Source organism: Rodentibacter sp., assembly GCF_057314195.1.
Map to the genome: position 1 here is coordinate 43,735 of NZ_DBHLAM010000045.1, position 24,618 is coordinate 68,352.

The following is a 24,618-nucleotide window of genomic DNA, read 5'->3' on the forward strand; positions in this document are numbered from 1 at the left end:
TTACTCCTTAATTTTAAAATGTGTTACTTGATTATACTCTGCTTTAGTACGACCTTGCTTTTTCCCATTTTCCAAAGTTTTATTATTTGGCACATGTCCGTTCAAATCTAAATAATTTCTTTTACCTGAAATACTAGGATCAAATATACGAAAGTATTTTCCATTAACATCTTCTACAACTTGGACTTTTGTTATTGGATTTTCATATATTCTTTTCCCTTTATCCGTCGTTGTGATAATCGGATTTTTTCCTGCAAACTTTTCTATAGACTCACTTAAACTAGCCTCTGCCCAATTTTTAGAATAAAGGTTTGCTCTATACTCCCCACCAGAAATCCTAACACTCTGATTCTCATACCCCTTGGTATCCCCAACAACCGGCAATGCCTCATTCGCATTAGCCCCCTTAGGTAACTTAGCTCCTGCATAATTCAATGCCGTTCCTGCTCTTACCGCTCCGACCAATTCTGCAAAGGCTTTATAGGTATAAACTTTATTTAAGAAACTTTTCGCCTCGGCTAAAGACATATTATTTTCTTTTGCCAGATTAATCGCTATCTTCTCAAACTCGACCGAATTCGCATCTTTACCTTTGAGAATAGCTTCTACATTTTGATAATCCTGAGGGTAAAGCTCTTTAAATTTAAGGTTATAACTTAAATTTTGTTCATAACCGAATCTGGCATAATCCGCTTCATTTACCAAAGACTGGCATGCCTGACTACTTACACCGTTGGAACAGGCACTTATAATCGCACGGTCTCTTTCCGAATCCAGTTTTTCAAGATAGGAAAGTCTTGCTTTTTCTTCTTCGGTAGCTTGATTATTTTTAAATTTTCGCGCTAAAACCGCTTTTTCTTCCGCTTCCTGTCTGAAAAGATAGTTATACTCCACCGCATTATTCGCCACAGTCGCCCCAATGGAGGATTCGCTCAATATCTTAACCGCATCAGCATCTTGTCCCGCTGCCGCTAAACCACCGGCCACACCCGCCAAGGCTTTTGCCATTTCTTTAATTTGACTACGTTCGGTTTCGGTCAGGTCTTTTGCCTCTTTGCCGTAAAGATGTTCGGTGAGGTATCTCGCGCCAAGTTCACCGGCTGCCGTGGAGATAGCCCCCGTTTGTGCGTTGCCGTCCGTCAGTTCGGCTTCTACCGCGCCCCATAAAATATGGGTTGGTATGTTGAGTGCAGGATAATCTTCTGTGGCTTTTTTAATAAGCTGATTCACATAAGGTGAAGCCGCTGCGGTAGCTACACTTTGTGTTCTGCCGCCACTAAGTGCAATTAGGCCCGCATTAGTGATGGCGTCAATGGCCCGTTTAGTACTGCCGCCCGTTCCCCAATTTTTGACTTGAGTTTCGGCTTGGATAAGTTCATCTTTGAGCTTATTAATCGCTTGTTGATTACCCTGTGATTCGGCTGTTGCCAAGTGTGATTTTAAACGTCTAACCTCCTGTTCTGCCGCTTCCCGTTGGTTGGAGATGTAAGTCTCCACCGCACTTTTCACATGTCCCACGGCAGTAGCAATTTGTTGCTGCTCTTGGATTTGCGCTTTCACATCCTTCGTCTGTGCCACTTGATTGTTAGCTTGGGCAAGGTCTGTATTGATGCCTAACTCTTTTGCTGTCGTTTGAGTAGGATTCTTATCTTTATTCAAGATGACCGTCCCTTCCGTCAACGTCGCTTTCGTGGTTGAGCTGTCGCTGCTTTGTTGCAACATCGGCAAGCCCGAGCTTAAACCACCACTGCGTTGGCTTGGAATAAAGGTGCTATTTGGGCTGTGCGGTTTGACTTTTTCTCCCGTTTCGTTATCCACCCATTTTTCTTTCGATTCTTTGATGCTGCCGCTAATACTTGCGCTAGCCGCTTTACTGCTTGATTCATTTTGAATGTCTTCAAAGGTCAGTGTGTTGGTTTGGAGAAGGCTGTTTTGCGCATTGGTGCTTGCAATGGCGCCACCTTTTAAGTGAACGCTATCCGCATTGATATGATATCCCCCGTCTTCAGCAAAAATCCCTGCTTGTTCCTTCACTTGTTTTCTCGAGGTTTTGCCGCTTGAGGCGTTGCCGTAACCGCTTGCGCTCCAGTTGTTGCCAAAACCGAATTCCACTTCTAAGCCGCCTCCGCTTGATTTGGTTTTAAAGTGTTCTTCGTCTTGAAGGCTTTCAATGTTGAGCTTGCCGCCTACGTTAGTCGTGATGGTATTGCCTTTGATTTGGCTGCCTATCAGGTTGGTGTTGCCTTGGCCGGTTAAGCTTACGGTATCGGCATCCAAGTGGCTTGCTTGGTAGGTTTTACTTTTGCCGTCTTCTTTGCCCGAGCTTGCGCCCACTCTTGCATACACGCCTACGCCGGTTTGTGCGCCGAGTGTGGCGGCAACCCCTACTTCAACGCCGACACTTTGATTGCGGGCTTTAAATTGGGTGCGGCTTTCACCCGCCAGGATATTCAGTTCGTGGCCGGTCAGGCTGATTTGACTGCCTTCAATGCGGTGCCCGTGGGCATCTCTGCTTGTTAGGTCGGTGTGCGTGAGGTTGATGTCGCCGAGTTTTTGTTCGCCTTTTTCATTTGTCTTTTGGGCGTCATCACCTCGTGCAATGAGGGCAATATCTTTGGCGTTAATGCGATTACCCACGCTGATATCGGCCAGTCCCGCTTGACTTTGGCGACTGTGCGCTACGCCGCTGCCCGATTCCACGCGCAGCAAATACGTGCTGTCTTTCGGGTTACCTTTTAGGTTGCGGCTCACCAAGTCATAAACGTTATAACCTTGTGCCGCAATGCTCATGGCATTGGCTGCATTCAAGCGGTCGGACGCTTTTTTGTTTTTTACCGCACTTTCGATGGTGTTGAGTAAATCGATTATCGGCGATTTCACGCGGGCGAACTGGCCGATTTTTAAATCGCTTTCGCTTTGACTGTCGGCTTGATGATTGAATGCGTTATTCATGGTGATATTTTGTGCGTTGATGTTAACGCGGTCTTTCGCCAATACATCACTTGCCGTTTGTCGGTAATTTTTGCCCGCGTAAACTTCAACGCTGTCATTAAGGCTCGTCAATTGGCTACCTTGGTGGACAACACGTTCACCGCTTTGATTCATGCGCGTGCGGTTGTAACCAAAGAAGCGTTCGGTATCCGATATCACCGCTTCGCCGATAGCATGGCCTTTGCGCGCCTGACGGCTGTCGTCACGGGTTTCGGCGGTCAATAACGTAATGTTGCCTTCGTTGGCTTGTAGGCGATTGTGACCTTGCGCCACCAATGCGGTGCCCTTCAAGATAATGTCTCCCTGTTCGGCAATGGTGGTGCTGTTACCACCAATGGAAAGGCTGCCGCCCGTTTCTTGCGTCATCGCCGTGTTGCCGTTTTCATGTTGCAGATGTACGCCGGCCACATATTTATTTAAACCGTCCGCGCTAAAGCCTTTTTGACGGCTGTTTGCCTGCTGTCCTTGGGTGTGGGTAGCGGTACCAAACTCGACATTGTTTTTAGCGATAAACTGCGCATCGCCTTCCGCTGAAATTCGACCGCCTTGGCTGAGTATATTACCTTCACGCGCCTGCATGGAAAGCTTTCCGCCGGCGTCCAATTCGCTGATTTTGGCTTCGTCTTTTTGCGTGAACTTGTGCGATTGATATTGATTGTGACGCAAATAAGGTTGCAAACCGCGCGCCGTAGATTCCGCCGCATCGCTTACCGCCTCCTGTGCCGTCAGGCCTTTGCCGACCAGCGTATTGGCGCTGCCTTGCGCTTCTTTTTGGCGATAATTTTCTTTCGCCCGACTTTCCGGCCCATATACAAAACCTAGCCCCAAACCGCTTGCCTTTTGTTTGCGGTGAATTTCGTCGTCATGCCGTTCGAGCACCGCATTGAACGACACATTTTTAGCCGAAAGCATCATATCGCCGCCTGAAGCCAAGCGCGAAGCGTTCACCTTGATGTCTTTTCGGGCGTTCAAGGTTAAATCGCCCTGTTCAGTGGCAAGTTGACTGCCGATAACGGTTTCATCATAACCTTTGGCATCAAAATCAGATTTACTGCGTTGATAGCCGATTTGCGCAACACCGCCGGAAAAAGCGCGGCTCAAGCCGGATTTTTTATGTTTTTCCCAATTTACGCTTGCATGACGGTTCATCAGCGTATCAACATTGATTTCGCCGCCGGCCGTTGCAACCAGGTTTTCCGTCGCTTTTGCTTGTGTGCCTTGTAAGCGAATCTCATGTTTGGCACTTAATTCGATATTTTTACCTTGAAGTCGGGTGGCTTCATGGGCACTGAGTTTGTCATAAGTGTAGCGTTCGGAAGAATGGGAGGAGAGGAATCCGCGGCTTTTGGTTTTAGCGTATTGTTCAAGAGTTGCCGTTTTGTTCGCCGCGCCGAGCACCGCATCGTTTTCCGCAATCAGTGTGAGACGTTGTGCCGCCTCAAGCTCTCCGCCATCCGTATGGATGTTTTTAGCTTGTAATTGCACATCACCGCGTCCTTTCACGGAAGAGGTCACCACATCCTGCAAATTCGCATTACGATAACTATTGGACTGACCTAATTTTTCATCATAACCCACAGAAAGCGCAGTCAGATTCAAGCCATTTTTGGCATCCAGTAAGGTTAATCCTTTGCCCTCATTAAGCACTTGGGCACCATCTAGCGTAATGTTGTCGGCACTGACGCTTAATACGCCGTTTTCGCCTCTGACGTATAACAAGGCATTGCGGTCGAGATTGGTTTCCGTGCGGCTAAGGCCGTGTGCTTTAATTTCATTGGTTTGCGCGGTTGAACGATGAATGAAATCGCCTATTGCGCGCAGCAGCATGGCACGATCGGCTTCTAATGTACCGCCGATATTTTCAAGCTGCCCCGCTGCCGTAACATTTAATACTCCACCGCTCAATTTGCCGCTATTTTTGAGGTTTTCCGTATTGATGTCGGCGAAATCTTTGCCGGCGATTGTGCCTTGATTGATAAATTCAGAGCCTTTTACATAGAGTTTCTCCGCTGAAATCAAGGTGCCATTGCCGTCTAAATCGCCTTTTTTCACCACAGCATAAACACGAGGAACTAACGCTTCCACTTGTTTGCCGCTTGGCAACGTCACCGTTTGTTTTTCCAGCCAGACAATATCGGAAGTCAATTGCGCCGTTTGCGCCGGTGTTAAACTAATGCCGACGATGAGATTAAATTTCTGTGCAAAGGTTACACCCGCATCCATTAAGGCTTTGTACTGTTCCTCAAAAGTGCGGTTATTGCCACTGAAATGGCGACCTGTTAAGCGGTTCATTTGTTCACGCACCAAGCGTTGTTCATAATAGCCATCACCTAAGCGTTTCAGCATATTTTGCGGATCGCTGCGCAATTGATTGAACATATAATCAGAACTTAACCAACGATTTTTATTGGTAAAGGCCGGATCGGTTTCGATAATCGGTCGGCCTGTCGCGGTCGGATTAATTCGATACAGGCTTTGTGTCGGCAAACGGCTATCCGGTTGAATCGTGCGAATTTCCAAACGATCATCCCACCGACTGTCGATTTGTTGTAAACCTGCCGGTTTGTCCGCATATCGTACTTTCATCGGCGTTAAGTCGGTTAGTTCGACGCCGTTATGTTGTTTTATTTTGTGCTCGGATTGATCTGTATAAAAAGGATTCGCCGTTTGTTTATTCGCTTGCGTCAATGCGGTGAAAAGATTCATATCAAAAGATTTGTTTTCTTCGCGACGTTTAACGACATCGTTGTAATTATCACCGTACCAACGCCAGCCTTTGAGTTTGCCGCGCCATCTCGGGTGCACCCATTTCGCCGTGCCATACAATTGACGGGATTCAATGCCTTTTTCATCCAAATTGTTGAGCTCGCCGTTTGCCTTATGAAGCAGTCCGCCGGCAATCAGGGTACTTTTATCGTTTTCAAGATAGCTATCGCCCAATTCAATATCGCCGCCTGCGAGAATCTGTCCGGGTAAGGATTGGACCACGGTTGTTTTAATGACTTTTTCTTCTTTTACCTGCATCGTCCAGCGATCCCGATAATGGTCGGGCAACTTGCCATTACTTGCTTGAATGCGCTGATTAAGTTGATTAAACGCCTCGGCGTTTTTGTCCGCCCAATCCGTATAATCTTTTAACGCTTCATTGTAGCGCGCGATATCTTGCCGATAAGCCACCATTTCCGCCGTGTATTTTGCCATCGCTTCGTCATATTGCGCTTTACGGGCGGGATTTCTCGCCTGTCGTTTGCTTAATGCCTTTGGCTTTGTTGGCTCGGCGCGAATACTCGGTAGGTTTTCAACCTTTGGCGCATCTTTCGGCACATCAACACCGAAACGTTGCCAAATGCCGTAATTGCCGTCATAAACCGTGGATGGTTTGACATAACAAAGCGATGGATCGGACTTAGCACACGCGTTTTGGTTAGCCGGCGGAATATAACCGGCATCAAGTTCGTCATCGGACAGCTTGCGTTCGAGATGAGTGTTCCAAACGAGATCGTAAACCCCGGCTTTATTTTTCCCCGGCGTACGACGTTGATCAAAGCGATCCATTTTCACTTTGCCACCCGCATTAAAATTCGTGCCGTTGACGCCGACCATCACATATTCGACTTCATTTTTATTGCCTTCGTCAGGGTACTCCGCCAATGCGGTGCTGAAATGCGTATTCGTATTAAAGGTTTGTTTAACGTGATTAAGCCCGATGCGGTCTTCCGCTTCGATGATAGCGCTTTGATTGCGAAGTACGCCCGCCTCGCCTTCGGCTTGATCTTCGGCATTTAAATGCTCACCAAATTCAATTTGACCGCCACTGTAAATGGTGGTACCACCTTTTTTGTCCGCTTCGTAAATTGCCGTGTCATTAATGATCGCTTTGCCGGCAAGCACAACTTTTTGACGACCGGCAATGGTCGCCGAATTCACTTTCCCATTCGCATCACGTTCATCACGGTTTTCAATTTTGTCGGCTTGAAGGGCAACATGATCGCCATAAATACGTCCGCTTCCCAAGTTATCAAGGTGAGCGGCTTTAATCACGGTTTTACTGTTGTCTTCATCAGAAAACGAATTGATTAAACCGCGGTTCGTGACGTTACCCACTGCCGTTACACGGGTTTCGCCGCTGCTTAACCGCCCATTTTCTTGGTTATCCACATTTTGCGCATTAATGGTCAACTGCTCAGCAGCGGAAAGTTTATGATTATTTCGTACGTTACCTGCAGTATTCAGCGTAAATTCGGTCGCGGCATTAATATCGCGCTTGGTATTAAAATCATGCTGTAGCGTCAAACGCAGTTTATCGGCTTCTAAATGACCGTCTTCGCTAATCGAATGCGCATGCATCGCTAAAATATTGCCGGACTGCAAACGTCCGTCATCGTTATTAATCACAAGATTTTCGCCATTAATTTCCGCATTTCCCCAAGTTAAGACTTCACCTTTTTGATTGTTGAAGGCTTGTGCTACATTTAGTCGCCCTTCATTTTGCACATAAATTCCCCCCTCGGTATTGTTCACTACTTGCGCATTTAACTTGAGGTTGTTGGCTGAAATTCCCTGCGTAATGACGTTCCCGGCGGAATTTTTTGTGTCTTCGTTATTAATATTCTGCGTATGGATCGTTACATTGCCCGCCTGAATAAAAGAGCCGGATTCTCCGACTTTATTATTCAAAATAGTCGGCATCGATAAATTCAATATTTCGGCAACCTGAACAACCCCACCGCGATTATCAAACTGTTCAGATTGAATAGACAGCTTACCAAGGCTGATAATTTTGCCGCCATCTCGGTTATTTATTTCATTATTTACCTGAATTCGTCCGCCCTCATCGCCATAAATCAATCCATTTTCATTGTTAAGCGATCGAGCGCTAATGTCGGTATTTGTCGTACCTTTAATCATGCCTTGCGCATTATTTAAATCAGCAGTTACGTGCAGAACAAGGCCTGCCGAGGACAGCAGTAATCCTTGCTGGCGATTATCCAGAGAGTCAACCTGAATGCGACTCGTCACGCCATTGATACGCCCTTCACGATTATCAATTTGTTGCTGAACCCCAATTTGCTGATTGCCTTGAGCGGAAATTGCCCCACGTCGATTCTCTAATTGCGTCACATCAATTTGTTGATGAGCGCCGGAAAGCATTTTTCCTTCCGAATTGAACAGATTTACCGCGTGAATTTGTTGTCCGCCCAAACTGACGAGTTGACCTTGTCGATTATTAATCTCTTGAGCATTAACCGATAAACGCCCTTGGGTCGCGATATTAGCCGCTTGATTGTCGATGCGGTCGGCTTGAAGCCTAAGCTCATTTGTACCGCGTTGTACCCAAGTTCCGCCTTGGTTATTTAAATTTTGCTGATTTGTGGCAATGGCATTCGCATTAAGTTGGCTTGCCTTTGTGGAAAGCGTGTTCGGTGTAGCTAAATCCAGTTTATCGGTCGCATAAATATGGGCGTGATTAAGGTTTAAATTCGCTTGTTTTGAATTGACGGCAATATCGTGCCCAACGCTTTGGCTGTGGTCGAGCTTGATTTCGTCGGCTTCAACTTTGATTTTTCCCGAGGCAATGTGTCGACCTTGTGAAATGACTTTTTCCTCGGCATTTAATCTAATGTCGCTGCCATGCGGATGGGTGGCGTCAAGCGTGCGAACGATTTGACCGTTTTGTTCAACGGAATTGACACCGGCGGCAATACGCGCATTTTTTGAAGCGGAAATGGCTTTCGCTTGATATTCAATGTTGCCTTTCGCTGCCGTTTCGCCGCTTTGCTTTATTTGCGCTTTGGTTTGAATTGCCACGCCGGCGTGTTGAGCGATAAGCGAGCCGTGCTGTTCAACATTACTTTGGGAAGCTAATTGAATCTTGCCATGTTTAGTTTCAATTTTACCGCTATTTTGAATATCGCCTTTGGCCTGAAGGTGGGCTTGTTGGGTTGCGCTGAGGGTGCCTTCGTTGACAATTCGCCCTTGGCTGTCAATTTGTACATTGCCCGCCGAGGCGCCGATGTGGCCGGCATTGCGTACGCCTAAACCCGCGCCGTTATCCACCAGCGTGATTTTCTCGGCGTACATACCGCCGAGACGGCTGACGTCCACGGTGTAAACCGGGTTTTCGGTGTCCTCTGCGTTCAATGCGGTGCTATTTTGAGAGTTCAATGCGGTGCTATTTGGGGCGTTCGCGTGGTCGCCAACGTATACGACACTTTGATTATTCTTGTCGACTTTGTTTTTTCCGGTGGTGACTTTAATGCCTTTGTTCGCCCACAGGCCGCCGTCGAGTTGCGCCCGTTCGGCGATGATGTCGGTGTAATCGGCTTGGCGGTTGTCCAGCCCGTTGCCGCCGACGCTGAGCTTGCCGCCTTTGACTTCAAAGCCTTTTAATTCGCCGTTTTCCATTTGTGCGTGGCCTGTCGTCATTGTTGCTCTGCCGGCATTGATGATGCCACAGCCGTCGCACGCAATGCCGTTCGGGTTGGCAATCACCACATCGGCTTTTCGCCCCGCCACTTCCACGTAGCCTTTTAAGCGACTCGGATTTGCCGAATTGACTTCGTTTAAAATCACTTTCGCTTCGCCACGCGCCAAATTCGGGTTGCCCTGCACCCAGCCGGCCATTTGTGTTTGTGCGGTGTTGCGCGCATTGTTTAAAATCGCGCCTTTTTCGGCGACGTCAAATTGAGCATATTGATTACGCGACACGCCCGCCGCGCTCGGCGTTTGGATGTTCACTTGCGGCAAGCCGTTGGCAGTTTGCAAAATCGTTGCTTGTTGATTACTTGGTGCGGATTTATCGGCGCGAATGGCCATTTCCGCCGCACCGTTTGGCACCGCATTGGCGGTCGGATTCGGCGTCGCCAAGGCGCTCTCGGAAAAACTTACCCAGCCCAAAGCCAACATCAGACCGAAACAAAGCGGCTTTAAAGACAGCCTCAATGCGGTGCCATTTTGGAACTTCAATGCGGTGCTATTTTGACCTTCCGCCACCGTTTGATTGTTTTCATCCGCCGCTTTGCCTTGCGCTTTTGCCAATTCGGACACGACCACCGGTTGATTTAACACGCGGCTGAAAATGACTTTGTAGTGATGTTTGTTCATTATTTTTTTCCTTTATTTCTTTCTTTATTTCTTTATTTCTTCTTTTTCAGGTGGAACCTTAGCGCATAGAGCATGCTTTTATTTAAAAACGATAACTGAGGTTGAATCCCGTCGTGACATGGCTTGTCCGGAATCCTTCTGGTTTACGTATCGGCGTGCCGACAAAATATTCGTAATTTAAGCCCCAAAGTTTGCCGCGTAGGCCGATGACGCCGCCGGTCAATTTATTGCCCACTTGCCATTCCGGTCGGCTTGAACGCACTTCGCCGTGGTCAAGACCGAGGTAGAGTTCGTGGCCTTTGTTCATGACGTTCCATGCCAATTCATTGCGCCACAGCCAGCCACGTTCGCCGGACAAGGTTAGTTCACCGTCAAAGCCGCGCACGCTGTAACGCCCGCCGAGGCTGAATTTGTCTTGTTGCACCAGTGGCGTAAGGTGCCATTGGGCGTTCCAGTTGGTGTTAAAACGAAAGGCTTGGTTGTGAATGCTGAAGGGGTAGGTGAAATCGAGTGAAGCGGTGATAATTTGCATTCGGGAAGTGCCTTCGCCGAAAGCTTCTTCCGGGGCGCGCAGTGCGCGATGGGCACCGGTGCCGCGTTTGTAATTGGCGGTAAGTTGAAGCGTGACCTGCCCGAGATATTGCGTATGGCTCAGTCCCACTTCCCAGCCGGCCGTTCGGCGACGCTGCACTTCGATTTCGGTGTCATTGATGTAATTGGACGATTGGCGCGCCCACAGCCCCGCATTGAGATAGGTTTTGTGTTGGCTGCCACGGGTAATCAAACGGCTTAGGTTCGCTTTCATTTGTCGGCTTTCGCCGGAATAGGTGTAGGATTCAAAGGCGCCGGCAACGGTTTGATGATAAGTGTAACGCGAGCCGGAAAGGGCGAATAAATAATTTTGCCAAGGAATTGAATAATACAGGCTGACATTTTTACTGCCGTAATCGCCTTCGGCTTTGTCGCTGTTGCGTTTGAAACTGCGCGTGCCGCTAAGGTAAAACAGGTCGTTTAAGCGCAGCGCATTGTCCCAAGAAAAGGTTGCCGAGCCTTGCAAACGCCCGGTTGTCTTTGTGCCGGCATCGTCTAAACCGAGTGTTAAATGAAAAGGCAGGCTTTGTTTATATTGAATCACCACGTCCGTTTCGCCCACCGAGTCGGTAGGCGTCAATTCAATGTCGCTTTCCGCACTCGGCACACGTTTTAAATTTTCCAAGCCTTGCTCAATATCGCGCACATTTAATATATCGCCTTGCGCTATCGGCATGGCAAACCACAGAGTACCGCGTGTAGCAAAGGGAATCGCGCTTCGGTCTTGTAATTGAATGCGCCCGACTTTGCCCGGAATCACCGTGAGCACTAACCTTCCCGAACGCAAATCTTGTGGCGCCACCACCACGCGCGTGGTTACAAAGCCATCATCAATCAGCTGATTTTGGATACGACGCAACAGCACATTAATACCTTGCGAACCAATACAGGCCGGCAGGGCAAAATCACCTTTGGCATAGGCGGCCTGCAAGGCCCAAGAAAAACGGCTTGGTTGAATCCGTTGCAGCGGTTTAGATGTCGTTTTGAGCACCGCATTGGCGGGGTGGGCGGTATCGGTATCAGCATTGGCATTGACATCAGCCTCGGCATCGGCATTGAAATCGGTGAGGACCAGTTGATTAATCGGAAAGCATTGCGCTTCGTTGACCGGAAAAGCAACAGATTTCGTTTTTTCGCTTTCCAAGTGCACGTTTGGATTTTGCACTTGCTGCGCTTGAATTTCTGCATCAAGCGCGGTTTGTTGTTGCTGTTGGCGGGCACTGAATTGATTTTCGGCGGTGGAGGGTGTGGTGGGGGCGGCTAATGCAATTGAAGATAAACCCGAAATAAAAACAGATAAAATAAGTTGGAATAAATGGATTTTCTGCATAAAAATAGATAGGTTATTTGTATTTAAATAATATTTATCCTAAGTAAATATATAAAAATTCAATTAATACAATGTGTTAAGTAGCAAATTAAAGCAATTAACCGAAAGGTCATATCATTGAATAATAAAAAGTCGGCATTGGCCAACTTTTTTTAGAGATTATTTTTTTAATAAATCGCGAATTTCCGCAAGCAATTTTTCTTCGTTGGTCGGTTCTGCGACTTTTTCCGCCGGTTTTTTCAGTTTGTTGATGCCTTTCACCATCATGAATATGGCGAATGCGATAATGATAAAGTCAAAAACGTTTTGGATAAACATACCGTAGTTTAAGGTTACCGCCGGAATGTCGCCGTTTGCCGGTTCTAACACTAATTTCAGATCTTTGAAATCTACGCCGCCGGTTAAGATGCCCAATACCGGCATTACCACATCGCCCACGAGGGAACTGACAATTTTGCCGAATGCACCGCCGATAATTACCCCGACGGCCATATCGACCACATTACCGCGCATCGCGAATTCGCGGAATTCCTTAATAAAGCTCATTGAATTGTCCTTTTAGTTAAATTAAGAGGAGGCGTATTATATGAAGTTGACTTAAAAAGTAAACCTCGTTAAAGAAAGAATGAACTCGGCTGGAACAGTTTCTCAATGTCGGATACATTTTTCTTGTCGCTTAAATAAATGACTACGTGATCGCCGTCCTGAATCTCGAGGTTTTTACGTGCAATCAACACGTCGTTATTACGTAAAATCGCACCGATAATACAACCGATCGGCAAACGAAGATCACGTATGCTTCTACCCACGATATTGGACGTATTGACATCGCCGTGCGCAACGATTTCAATCGCCTCGGCAATGCCGTGATGCAAACTTGCTACATTTTTCACGTCGCCTTTGCGCACGTGCCCGAGCAAAGCGGAAATGGTCGCTTGTTGCGGCGAAACGGCAATATCTATGGTGCCGCCTTGAATCAAATTGATATACGCCATACGTTGAATCAACACCATCGCTTTTTGCGCCCCTAAACGTTTCGCCAGCAAGGCGGACATAATATTGGCTTCGTCATCACTGCTCAAGGAAAGGAACACATCAACGGTTTCGATATGTTCTTCAAATAACAAATTTTGATCCGACGCATCGCCGTGAAATACCAGCGTTTTTGATAGCTTTTCCGCCAACATTAGCGCGCGTTCTCCATTGCGTTCAATCAATTTCACCGCGCAATGATCTTCCAATCGCTTCGCCACGCCCGCGGCAATATTACCACCACCGACAATCATCACGCGTTTGTACGGTTTTTCCAACCGCTGTAACTCGCTAATCACCGCTTTAATGTGTTCCGTTGCGCAAATAAAGGTGATTTCGTCACCCGCTTCGATAATGGTTGAGCCTTGCGGCCGAATGGCTTTGTCGTTACGCAAAATCGACACAATGCGGCAATCAATATGCGGCATATGCTGTTTAAACGCCGACAATGCATGCCCCACCAAGGCACCGCCGTAATAAGCTTTCACTACCACTATGCTGATGCGATTTTGAGCGAAGTGCGCCACTTGCAAGGCTCCGGGATACGCGATTAAACGCGTGATTTCTTCCGTCACCAAATTTTCCGGCGAAATCAAGTGATCGATAGGAATGTTTTCATCATTAAACAGCTTGTCTTTTTCACGCAAATATTCGGAATTGCGAATGCGCGCAATGCGTGTTGGGGTGTTGAACAGCGTGTAGCCCATTTGACAGGCCACCATATTGATTTCGTCCGAGGCGGTGACCGCCACCATCAAATCTGCGTCCGCCGCACCTGCATCGCGCAACACCTTCGGTGATGAAGGCGAACCTTGAACCACGCGCAAATCGTGCTTTTCCTGCAACGCTTGCAGTTGTGGCGATTCGTTATCCACCAGCGTGATGTCGTTGTCTTCGCTGACCAAACTTTCCGCCAGCGTCGTGCCCACTTGCCCGGCGCCTAAAATCATAATTTTCATATTTCACTCCTTGTGATCTCAAGGGGACAAATGCCGATTTGCGGCGAATTCAGCGCGCATTTTAACGCCTCGACTTGCCGACAAATTTTATCGGTCACTTCCTCGGCTTGCGCCATTTCTCGTGCCGTTACACCTTCCACGGGTTGCTGAAACAGCACCGCATTCAACAAGCGCTCGGCATGCATTCCGGCACGGCAATAATGCAACACGCCCGGTTCACCGAACAACGTAGCGACTTTGGCAATTTTTGTTGTGGCAATGCCGAGTGCGCCGTCTTCACCGCCAAGTTGGCGAAATAAGTCGTTTTGCGGAAAACCGCCACAGGCCAACAAAAAGGCGCGGCGAAATACCGTATTGCCGCCGCAAGTCATACGCATATGTTGCCAAGCGAACTCAAAATTTGGCTGTTCGGCATAACACGCCGGCAAATCGATCGGCTTTAAAGCAAGGCGAACCAATGCGGTATCGGGTTGGAAATAAAAGGTGGCTGCCGCCGTTTCCAACGCGCCCGTTTCGTAAGCGTCGTCCGCATCTAAAAACGCGATGAATTCGTTGTCGGATTGCAAGGCCCCCCAATTGCGCGCTTTTGCCACGCCACCGTTGCGCGGCATCGCTTCAACGAAGATTTGTTCCGGATAGCGCGCCGCCCACTGTTTGGCCAACGCCAGCGTGTTGTCCGTAGAGGCATCGTCAATCAGCCAAAGTTTGCCTAAACAAACTTGCCCGATCACTGATTGTACTGCGCGCGATAAGGTGCGCTCAGCGTTGTAACAAGGAATAATCACATCGATTTTAGCGAACATTTCGCCCCCTAGGCACGTTTACGCAGTTTAGCGTAATAAAAGCCGTCGCCGCCATTTTCTGTTGGAATAAATTGGAAACCTACCGCACTTTTATCATCGGTAAACGGCAAAGGCAGTAATTCGGCATCCGCCTGTTGGTTCAAAAAGGCTTGAATTTGCTCGCGGTTTTCTTCCGGCAACACAGAACAGGTAGCGTACAGCAAAATGCCGTTTGGTTTGAGTTTCGCCCACAGCGCGTGAAGAATCTTGTTCTGTAATTCCGCCAACTGCGCGATATCCGTTGCTTGACGCAGCCATTTGATATCCGGATGACGACGAATCACACCTGTCGCCGAACAAGGCGCATCAAGCAAAATGCGGTCAAACAGCAGCGTACGTTGGTCGATTTGCGCCAACCATTCGTCGGGACAACTCGCATCGCCGCAAATGACCATTGCCCGTTGATGCAAACGCGCAAGATTTTCCTCCACCCGTTTTAAACGATGCGCTTCCACGTCCAGTGCGATCACCTTAGCTTGCGGCGCCAATTCTAAAATGTGGGTGGTTTTGCCGCCCGGCGCGGCACAGGCATCTAAAATCCATTCGTCATTTTTAGCTTCGAGCAACGTCGCCGCCCATTGCGCACTTAAATCTTGCACCGTTACCGCACCCTCGGCAAAGAGGGGTAATTTCAGCACCGCATTGGGCGCGCTTAAACAAAGGGCATTCGGATGAGTGGCCGTATTAGCTTCAATATCTTGTTCCGCAAGCAATGCGCGATAGTTTTCTGGGGTGTATTTTTGTTCGTTAACGCGCAACCACATGGGCGGCTTTTGATTGTTCGCCTCAATAATTGCACGCCAATTCGGATAGTTTTTTTTCAATTTATCGACAAACCATTCAGGATGCAGCGTTTGCCAATTCTTATCCACCACCGCCAAAATATCACGTTGTTCGCGTAAAAATCGACGCAATACGGCATTCACTAAACCGCGCCAACACTCGGCTTTTAAAGATTTAGCGGCGTTCACCGTTTCGTCCACCGCAGCATGAGTCGGCACGCGCAGATAAACTAATTGATACAAACCGACCAACAATAAGCAATGCACGATGCGTGCTTTGCCCTTGAGCGGTTTATCCACCAAATACTTGATGATTTGTTCCAAGCGCGGCAACACGCGACACACGCCGAAGCAAATTTCTTGCAGCAACGGCAAATCTTGCGCCTTTACGGTTTGTTGCAGTGGCGGAATGAGTGCAGAAAGGGATTGACCTTCGTCTAACACTTGTAAAATGACTTGGGCGGCGATGGCGCGGGTTGAGGGTGCGGCGGTTTGAGTTGCTGTTTTTGCCGATATTGTTGAATGAGGCTTTTTAACTAAATGGGATTTTTTCATTAGGCAAGCACCTTACCCTAAGATTTTATTAAGCGGAAACCATGCTGCGCGGCCATTTAATAAATCTTGTGCCGACATCGGTTTTTTGCCGGCCGGCTGTAATTGCAAAAGATTTAACACACCGTCGGCGGTGGCAACTTGAATACCGCTTTTATCGGCTCGTAAAATCGTGCCCGCAGGTTTCTCTTGATGCGGCAACACTTCCGCTTGGTACACTTTCAAGGTTTGCGGATGACCTTCTTGGTCTGTTGCGGAAAAATACGCCATCGGCCAAGGATTAAAAGCGCGGATGTTGCGTTCAAGCTGCGCAGCGGGAAGCGCCCAGTCTAATTTCGCTTCTTCTTTGGAAAGTTTGTCGGCGTAGTTACTTTGCTCATCATCTTGTTTTTCGGCGCTAAATTTACCGTTTTCTAAGTGATCCAATACGTCGATTAACGCCGGTGGCGCTAATTGCGCTAATTTATGGTAAAGGTCGCTGGAAGTTTCCGTTGGCAAAATATCGCAATAAACCTTATGTAGCATATCGCCGGTATCTAAACCTTCGTCCATTTGCATAATGGTAATGCCGGTTTGTGCGTCGCCCGCCCAAATGGCGCGCTGAATCGGCGCCGCACCGCGCCAACGCGGAAGAATTGAACCGTGCACGTTCAAACAGCCTAAACGCGGCGCATCCAGCACCGCTTTCGGTAAAATCAAACCATACGCCACCACAACCATCACATCCGCATTAAGCGCGTTAAGTTCGGCCTGCGCGGCTTCTTGACGGAGGGATTTCGGCTGATAAAGCGGAATATTATGTTGTTCTGCAAGCTGTTTCACCGGGCTTGCTTGCAATTTTTTGCCGCGGCCGGCGGGTTTATCGGGCTGCGTATAAACCGCAATCACGTTGTGTCGGGAATTGAGAAGCGCTTGCAAATGCTGTGCAGCAAAATCCGGCGTGCCGGCGAAGATAATATTGAGTGGTTTCATCATGTTCTGCGTTATGGTTCAGGTAAACGGTGCGCGATTTATCGTGTGTCGCGGGCAACTGACTTGCCGAGGAAGTGCGCCGGAGCACCGCATTGAAGTGGCTTTGGTTGCGGCTTCGTAATAAGGCGTGTTGCGACGAAGTCGCCGATCAGCACCGCATTGAAGTCGCGTTTTTCCGCTTTCGGCGTTTCCTTTGCTAAGCGGCAAGAGGAAAAGTTAAAAGTGCGGTCGAGACAACCGCACTTTCGTTAGTTATTCGTTTTTCGCAAGCTGCTTTTTGTATTTCAGCAACTTTTCTTTAATTCGTTGACGTTTCAGCGGGGAAAGATAATCCACAAACAAAATACCGTTAAGATGATCGATTTCATGTTGAATACAAATGGCCAGTAAGCCGTCCGCATCTAAGGTGAATTCTTTGCCGTTACGATCCAGCGCTTTTACCTTCACTTTTTCTTTACGCGGCACCAAAGCGCGAAAGCCGGGAATCGATAAGCACCCTTCTTCGATACCGGTTTCGCCTTCAGAGGCCAGAATTTCAGGGTTAATCAATACCAGCTGGTGTTGCTTGTCGCCTTCGATATCGATAGTAACAATACGTTGCAAAATATCCACTTGCGGCGCAGCCAAACCAATACCTTCTTGCTGATACATGGTGTCGAACATATCGTCCACAATGTTACGGATTTCGTCATTCACGTCGGTGACGGGTTTGCAAACAACTTTCAAGTGTTCGTCGGGATAAATTAATACATTCAGTGCGGTCATAATTTCTCTTGTTTTGTAACGCTAAATAGTGGCGGGATTGTAGCACAGGAAGCTTAAGCTGTCCTGAATTTGCATTAACCGAACTCCAATTCCACAGCGTTTTCGCCTAACATATTCACCAGTTCCGTAAGGATTTCGTCAGTCGGGTTAATTGACCATTGAACGCCGAGACGTAACAAAGCGCGACCTTTCGGACTTTGATAATAAACGTTAATAGGCAAGCTGCCGCCGCTGGCCGGCGCAAGCGTTTCCTTTAATCGTTTAACAAATATCGGCGTAATTTGTTCGTCTGACAGGCTGATAGCCAGCGATTTGGCATAGCGCGAACGCGCGTCATCCAGCGTCATTAAGTCGCGCACGGTCATTTTTAGCCCACCCGCGAAATCATCGACGCTGACTTGGCCGGAAACAACCACCACGGTGTCTTTTTGCAATTTTTCGCCGAATTGTTCAAGCGCTTCGCCGAATAAGGTGATATCCAAGCGACCGGATCTATCGTCAAGTGTTGCAATGCCTAAACGGTTACCTTTTTTGGTGACGGCAATGCGCGAGGCGATCACAAGCCCCGATGCGGTGCTGATTTGGCCTCTGCGATTCGGTACTAATTCTTTTAAACGCGTAGGACTGTAATGGGAGAGCTCCTTCAAATAACGGCTGATCGGATGACTGCTTAAATAAAGGCCTAAGGTTTCACGTTCGCCATCGAGGATTTGTTTTTCCGTATAAGGCGGCGTATTGGCATAGGCGTTTTCTACTTCTTCGTGAGTTTCGGTCAACACGCCGAACATATCCGATTGACCCGACGCTTCATCTTTGGCGTGCTGATCGGAAGCTTTCAGCGCATCTTCCAAATTCTTAGTAAGCGCCGCGCGGTGAGGCCCTAATTTGTCGAAGGCGCCGGACATAATGAGGCTTTCAAAAGTGCGGCGATTAATCTTTTTCAAATCCACGCGCGCGCATAAATCGAATAAATCTTTGAAGAAACCGCCCTCGTTACGCGCGGTGATCAAGGCTTCAATCGGCCCTTCGCCCACACCTTTGATGGCGCCAATGCCGTACACGATTTCGCCATTTTCGTTCACGCTGAAATGATGCTTGCCGACATTAATATCCGGCGGCGTAACTTTTAAGCCCATGCGTAAACATTCGTCGTACAAACCAACAATTTTGTCGGTGTTGTCCATTTCCGAGGTCATCACGGCAGCCATAAATTCTGCCGGGAAATGGGTTTTCAGCCATAAAGTTTGGTAAGACACCAAAGCATAAGCGGCGGAGTGGGATTTATTAAAACCGTAGCCGGCGAATTTTTCCACCAAATCGAAAATCTTCATGGCAAGCTCGCCGTCCACGCCGTTTTTAATCGCGCCTTCCTCAAACACGGAGCGTTGTTTCGCCATTTCTTCCGGTTTTTTCTTACCCATCGCGCGGCGCAATAAATCTGCCCCGCCAAGTGTGTAACCGGCTAACACCTGAGCGATTTGCATAACCTGTTCTTGATATAAAATAATGCCGTACGTAGGTTCTAAAATCGGCTTTAAACTTTCATGCTGATAATTCGCATCAGGATAAGAGACTTCTTCACGCCCATGTTTACGGTCGATAAAGTTATCCACCATGCCCGATTGCAAAGGCCCCGGACGAAACAATGCTACCAACGCGATAATATCTTCGAAGCAGTCCGGCTGCAGACGTTTAATCAGATCTTTCATGCCACGCGATTCCAATTGGAATACGGCGGTAGTTTCAGAGCGTTTCAATAAATCAAAGGATTCTGCATCATCTAATGGAATCGCCGCAATATCGATGGGTGGTTTGCCTTCGCTCGTCATACGGGCATTGATCATATCCAGCGCCCATTTGATGATGGTGAGCGTGCGCAATCCTAAGAAGTCGAACTTCACAAGGCCGGCGTATTCCACGTCGTTTTTATCGAAGTGAGTCACCGGATGCAAGCCCTCATTATCGCAATACAGTGGGGCGAAATCAGTAATCAAGGTCGGCGAAATTACTACGCCACCGGCATGTTTCCCGGCATTTCGAGTGACACCTTCCAATTTGCGCGCCATATCAATGAGCGCCTGCACCTCCTCATCACTGTCATAAGCGGCCTGTAGTTGCGGTTCCATTTCAAAAGCTTTCGCAAGGGTCATACCCGGATCGGGCGGAACCAGTTTGGAAATACGATCCACGAAACCGTAAGGATGTCCTAACACACGTCCTACATCACGGATAACCGCTTTCGCCGCCATCGTACCGAAGGTGATGATTTGCGACACCGCACCGCGCCCGTAAGTTTCCGCTACGTGCTCGATCACCCGATCGCGCCCGTCCATACAAAAATCCACGTCGAAGTCAGGCATGGAAACCCGTTCCGGATTTAAGAAACGTTCGAACAGCAAGTCAAATTCTAGCGGATCGAGATCAGTGATTTTCAACGCATAGGCCACCAACGAACCCGCACCAGAACCGCGTCCCGGCCCAACCGGAATGTCGTTATCTTTCGACCACTGAATAAATTCCATCACGATCAAGAAGTAGCCCGGGAAACCCATTTGGTTAATAACGTCAAGTTCCACTTGCAAACGTTTATCGTATTCCGTGCGTTTTGCCGCCCGCTCCTTTTCATCCGGGAACAAAAAAGCCAAACGTTCTTCCAAACCATCTTTGGCTTTTCGCACCAAGAAATCTTCCGTTGTTAAATCGCCTGTTGGAAATTGCGGTAAGAAATATTGCCCGAGGCGCAAAGTCACGCTACAACGCTGCGCAATCAATAGCGTATTTTCCAATGCTGACGGAATATCCGCAAATAGCGCACACATTTCTTCTTCGCTACGAAAATATTGTTGCTCGCTATAACGTTTCGGACGTTTCGGATCATCTAAAGTATAGCCGTCATGAATCGCTACGCGAATTTCGTGCGCCTCAAAATCATCGGATTTTAAAAACACCACATCATTGGTCGCCACTAACGGCAAGCCGGTTTCTTTTGCGAGTTTCAAGGCAGCTTTGATGTAACGTTCTTCATCTGTTCTACCGGTGCGCGACAACGCAAGATAAAAATGGTCAGGAAAAAATTCTTGATAAAATTTAACCGCGCTTTGCGTTTCGGAGAGATTCTCTTTGAGTAACTTTTTGCCTACATCGCCTTTGGTACCGCCGGATAAAATAATGACGCCCTCACGATGTTCAATCAACCAATCTTGGTCAATACAAGGTAAATCGACATAACCGCGTTGATAGGCTTTGGAAAGGAGTAAAGTAATATTTTTATAACCGGCGTTATTTTTTGCCAGCAATGTCAATTCGAACGGTTCATCGCCAAACATTGCGCTTTTCACCAGCACATCGGTGCCAATAATCGGTTTGATACCGGAAGACAGAGCTTCGCCGTAGAACCGCACCACACCGCAAAAATTGGTAAAATCCGTCAGTGCCATCGCCACCATATTATTTTCTGCACAAGCTTTTACCAAGGGTTTTACTTTGGCGATGCCGTCAATCATAGAAAAATCCGTATGCACTCGGAGATGAACGAAGCGGGGTTGTGTCATTTAAAATCCTTGCTGTTAAAAGCCCAATACGATTGATCTTTGGAGGGTATTTTTACAGCCGCGTATTATACGAGAATTTAAGAGGCAAATCTTGCCTCTATCCCAAAACTATGGCAAGTAAACACTCAACGCCAAGAAATCGCCGTTTCTTGTATCTCATCAAACAGCACTATAAAAAACGCTAAATTTTTTGCTATGATAGGCAAGATTTTTTTGGGGCTCACCTATGTCACATCAATTAAAACAACCCTTTCGTGCTGTTATATCCGATCTGGACGGCACTTTATTAAACAGCAACCATGTAATTGGTGATTTCACTATCGATACCTTAAACAGACTTGAACAACAAGGCATCGATATCGTCTTGGCAACCGGTCGCAACCATACGGACGTATCTTCTATCCTCGCTAAAATCGGAGCGGAACGCGCACTCATGATTACCTCAAACGGCGCAAGAGTACGCGACTTAAAGGGCAATTTACTCTACAGCAACAGTTTGCCGGAAGAAACTGTATTCAAGCTTTACCAAACACCGTTCGATACAACGAAAGTCTGTTTGAATACATACCAAGATGAAGGCTGGTTTATCAATAAAGACGTACCCGCATTAAGAAAATTTCACCAAGACTCCGGTTTTATGTACGAAGTGGTCAATTTCGCCCGACACCACGCCCGCAATGTGGAAAAAGTATTTTTTATTGGAAAAACGCCGGAAGATCTTATTGAAGTGGAAAATTATTTGCGCGAACACTTCGGCAACGAAACGACGATTGTCTATTCAGCGCTCGCTTGCTTAGAGGTTATGAATAAAAACGTCTCAAAAGGCGACGCCCTAAAACAAGTGCTGGCTCTACGCGATTACGATCTAAAAGATTGCATCGCGTTTGGTGACGGCATGAATGACATGGAAATGCTATCCTCCGTAGGCAAAGGTTGTATTATGGAAAACGCAGATACACGCTTAAAAGCGGCTTGCCCACAGTTGGAACAAATCGGAACAAATAAAAACGAATCCGTAGCAAAATATCTCCGCCAAACATTTGGAATGAAATAATGTGGCAAGCAATCTTGTGTGTTAGCGTGGGTGCGGTGCTCGGCGCATTAGGAAGATGGGGCTTAAGCCAATGGCTAAATCCTATTTTTTCTGCTTTTAACTTTGGTACGCTATTCGTTAATTTTGTCGGTTGTTTTCTTATCGGCCTGTTAATGGCCTTTTTCTGGCAATTTCCGCAGTTTAACGGCTTATGGAAATTATTCTTGAATACCGGCTTTCTCGGCGCATTTACCACTTTTTCTTCTTTTTCATCGGAAACGATCGAATTGTTCATGTCAGAAAAATGGCTAAACGGGTTAGTTGTCATTTTGCTCCATGTGACGGGCGGTCTATTTAGCACCGCATTGGGCCTGGTATTGTACGGGCTTTTGGTTAAATCCTAACTAAAAATCCTCATCCGGTGTAAAACCAATCAAATCGGCAAAGTCTTCACGATAAAATCCGTGAGAAAGCATATATTGCCAAATTTTTTGCCTGCTTTTTGGGGTTTGCTTTTCCCCGTAATAAGGAAATTTCTTTTTCAGCACGCGCAATGCAATCATCGACCAATCCACCGTTGACTCCTCCAATGCGGTCTCAATCACATCTTCCGGCACGCCTTTCAATTGACGAAGTTCTTGTTTAATGCGATTTACGCCATAACCACGTTGCGCTCGAGCATTAATATAATTCTCCGCAAAACGACGATCGCTCTGCCAGTGTTTTTGCTGACAATAACGAAGGACGTTTTCAATTTCTTGTTCCGAAAACATTTTCTCTTGCATTTTATTGCGCAGTTCAAATTCACTATACTCACGGCGAGCAAGCAAATTCACCACATAACTTAAAGCCATATCAGACATATTTTTGTGCCATAAAAAAGTGCGGCCAAATTACATTCATTTTGACCGCACAGAAATAAAATAAGAATCAGATTTTATAGTTCGTTGTCGGCAGTATCGTCGTCGAGTTGCTCAATATCTGCCATTAGTGCCTGTTCGGGATTTGCAACCAATTCCGCACGAAGTTTAGCTTCAAGTTCGTCCGCTTTCGCCGGGTTTTCATGCAACCATTTCATAGCGTTTGCTTTACCTTGGCCAATCTTTTCACCGTTGTAGGCATACCAAGCGCCGGATTTCTCCACAAGTTTATGTTTTACACCCAATTCAATCAGTTCGCCGGCCTTTGAAATGCCTTCGCCATAAAGGATTTGGAAATCCACTTGACGGAAAGGGGCGGCCAATTTATTTTTCACCACTTTCACGCGGGTTTCGTTACCTATTACTTCGTCGCCGTCTTTCACCGAACCGGTGCGACGAATATCCAGTCGCACGGAAGAATAGAATTTCAGCGCGTTACCGCCCGTTGTAGTTTCCGGATTGCCGAACATCACACCGATTTTCATCCGAATTTGGTTAATAAACACGACTAAGCAGTTTGCATTTTTAATTTGACCGGTCAATTTACGTAACGCTTGCGACATCAAACGCGCTTGTAAACCCATATGCGAATCGCCCATTTCGCCTTCGATTTCCGCTTTCGGCGTCAATGCAGCGACAGAGTCCACAATCACAACGTCCACCGCACCGGAACGTACTAAAGCGTCACAGATTTCCAACGCTTGCTCGCCGTTATCCGGTTGGGAAACCAATAATTCTTTCACATCTACGCCAAGTTTCGCCGCATAAATCGGATCCAGCGCATGTTCCGCATCAATAAAGGCACAGGTTTTACCTGCTTTTTGCGCTTGCGCAATAACGGAGAGAGTTAGCGTAGTTTTACCGGAGGACTCCGGCCCGAAGATTTCGACGATGCGTCCCATCGGCAAACCGCCGATCCCCAACGCTACATCCAGGCCGATTGAGCCGGTTGAAACCGATTCAACATCAAGCGCTTTGGTATCGCCCAATTTCATAATCGAACCCTTACCAAATTGCTTTTCAATTTGACCTAATGCCGCCGCAAGGGCTTTTTGTTTTTCTTCTTGAGTCGCCATGTTATAACCTTAACCTTTTTTATTAAACGGAATAAAATTTCGTGTAGATTCTATCTGTATTGATATACAGTATCAAGAGAAATTTTGATCTTTGCAAAAAAATGTGAAAAAGATCGCA

13 protein-coding genes are annotated in these 24,618 nt (G+C 47.3%); 2 read left to right on the top strand and 11 right to left on the bottom strand.

Going from position 1 to position 24,618, the window contains the following annotated elements:
* The 9 genes from ACO59Y_RS06485 to dnaE all read right to left on the bottom strand — a co-directional run bounded on the left by ACO59Y_RS06485 (position 1) and on the right by dnaE (position 21,471).
* Positions 1 to 10,095, bottom strand: a complete 10,095-nt coding sequence (locus tag ACO59Y_RS06485) for a two-partner secretion domain-containing protein (RefSeq protein WP_486131694.1) — start codon at positions 10,093 to 10,095, stop codon at positions 1 to 3.
* Between the two features lie 82 nt (positions 10,096 to 10,177).
* Complete coding sequence (locus tag ACO59Y_RS06490; RefSeq protein WP_486131696.1) at positions 10,178 to 12,016, bottom strand: ShlB/FhaC/HecB family hemolysin secretion/activation protein; 1,839 nt, start codon at positions 12,014 to 12,016, stop codon at positions 10,178 to 10,180.
* A 159-nt stretch (positions 12,017 to 12,175) separates the two neighbouring features.
* On the bottom strand, positions 12,176 to 12,562 hold the full coding sequence (gene mscL, locus ACO59Y_RS06495; RefSeq protein WP_373603476.1) for a large-conductance mechanosensitive channel protein MscL: 387 nt from the start codon (positions 12,560 to 12,562) through the stop codon (positions 12,176 to 12,178).
* A 68-nt stretch (positions 12,563 to 12,630) separates the two neighbouring features.
* The gene (gene trkA, locus ACO59Y_RS06500; RefSeq protein WP_486131698.1) at positions 12,631 to 14,007 is read right to left on the bottom strand and encodes a Trk system potassium transporter TrkA; all 1,377 of its coding nucleotides are present in this window, start codon (positions 14,005 to 14,007) and stop codon (positions 12,631 to 12,633) included.
* Positions 14,004 to 14,810, bottom strand: a complete 807-nt coding sequence (locus ACO59Y_RS06505; RefSeq protein WP_486131700.1) for a glycosyltransferase family 2 protein — start codon at positions 14,808 to 14,810, stop codon at positions 14,004 to 14,006. The genes trkA and ACO59Y_RS06505 overlap by 4 nt, the downstream gene beginning before the upstream one ends.
* Before the next feature lie 8 nt (positions 14,811 to 14,818).
* Positions 14,819 to 16,186: a 16S rRNA (cytosine(967)-C(5))-methyltransferase RsmB gene (gene rsmB / locus ACO59Y_RS06510; protein WP_486131702.1), complete on the bottom strand. Its 1,368-nt coding sequence runs from the start codon at positions 16,184 to 16,186 to the stop codon at positions 14,819 to 14,821.
* A 12-nt stretch (positions 16,187 to 16,198) separates the two neighbouring features.
* The gene (fmt, locus tag ACO59Y_RS06515; protein WP_486131730.1) at positions 16,199 to 17,155 is read right to left on the bottom strand and encodes a methionyl-tRNA formyltransferase; all 957 of its coding nucleotides are present in this window, start codon (positions 17,153 to 17,155) and stop codon (positions 16,199 to 16,201) included.
* A 252-nt stretch (positions 17,156 to 17,407) separates the two neighbouring features.
* On the bottom strand, positions 17,408 to 17,920 hold the full coding sequence (def, locus tag ACO59Y_RS06520; RefSeq protein WP_373603480.1) for a peptide deformylase: 513 nt from the start codon (positions 17,918 to 17,920) through the stop codon (positions 17,408 to 17,410).
* A gap of 74 nt (positions 17,921 to 17,994) precedes the next feature.
* The gene (dnaE, locus tag ACO59Y_RS06525) at positions 17,995 to 21,471 is read right to left on the bottom strand and encodes a DNA polymerase III subunit alpha (protein ID WP_486131705.1); all 3,477 of its coding nucleotides are present in this window, start codon (positions 21,469 to 21,471) and stop codon (positions 17,995 to 17,997) included.
* A 226-nt stretch (positions 21,472 to 21,697) separates the two neighbouring features.
* On the opposite strand from dnaE, the gene ACO59Y_RS06530 reads away from it, so the two are divergent.
* Positions 21,698 to 22,525, top strand: coding sequence for a Cof-type HAD-IIB family hydrolase (locus ACO59Y_RS06530; RefSeq protein ID WP_486131707.1), 828 nt, complete (start codon positions 21,698 to 21,700; stop codon positions 22,523 to 22,525).
* Positions 22,525 to 22,908, top strand: coding sequence for a fluoride efflux transporter CrcB (gene crcB / locus ACO59Y_RS06535; RefSeq protein ID WP_486131709.1), 384 nt, complete (start codon positions 22,525 to 22,527; stop codon positions 22,906 to 22,908). Before ACO59Y_RS06530 ends, crcB begins: the two co-directional genes overlap by 1 nt.
* On the opposite strand, the gene recX is transcribed toward crcB, so the two are convergent.
* Together recX and recA are read right to left on the bottom strand one after the other, a co-directional pair.
* Positions 22,909 to 23,367, bottom strand: a complete 459-nt coding sequence (recX, locus tag ACO59Y_RS06540; protein ID WP_486131711.1) for a recombination regulator RecX — start codon at positions 23,365 to 23,367, stop codon at positions 22,909 to 22,911. It lies immediately after the preceding gene.
* 74 nt (positions 23,368 to 23,441) lie between these two features.
* A complete protein-coding gene (recA, locus tag ACO59Y_RS06545) occupies positions 23,442 to 24,500 on the bottom strand; it encodes a recombinase RecA (RefSeq protein WP_486131713.1) in 1,059 nt (352 codons plus the stop codon).
* Between the last annotated feature and the right edge of the window lie 118 nt (positions 24,501 to 24,618).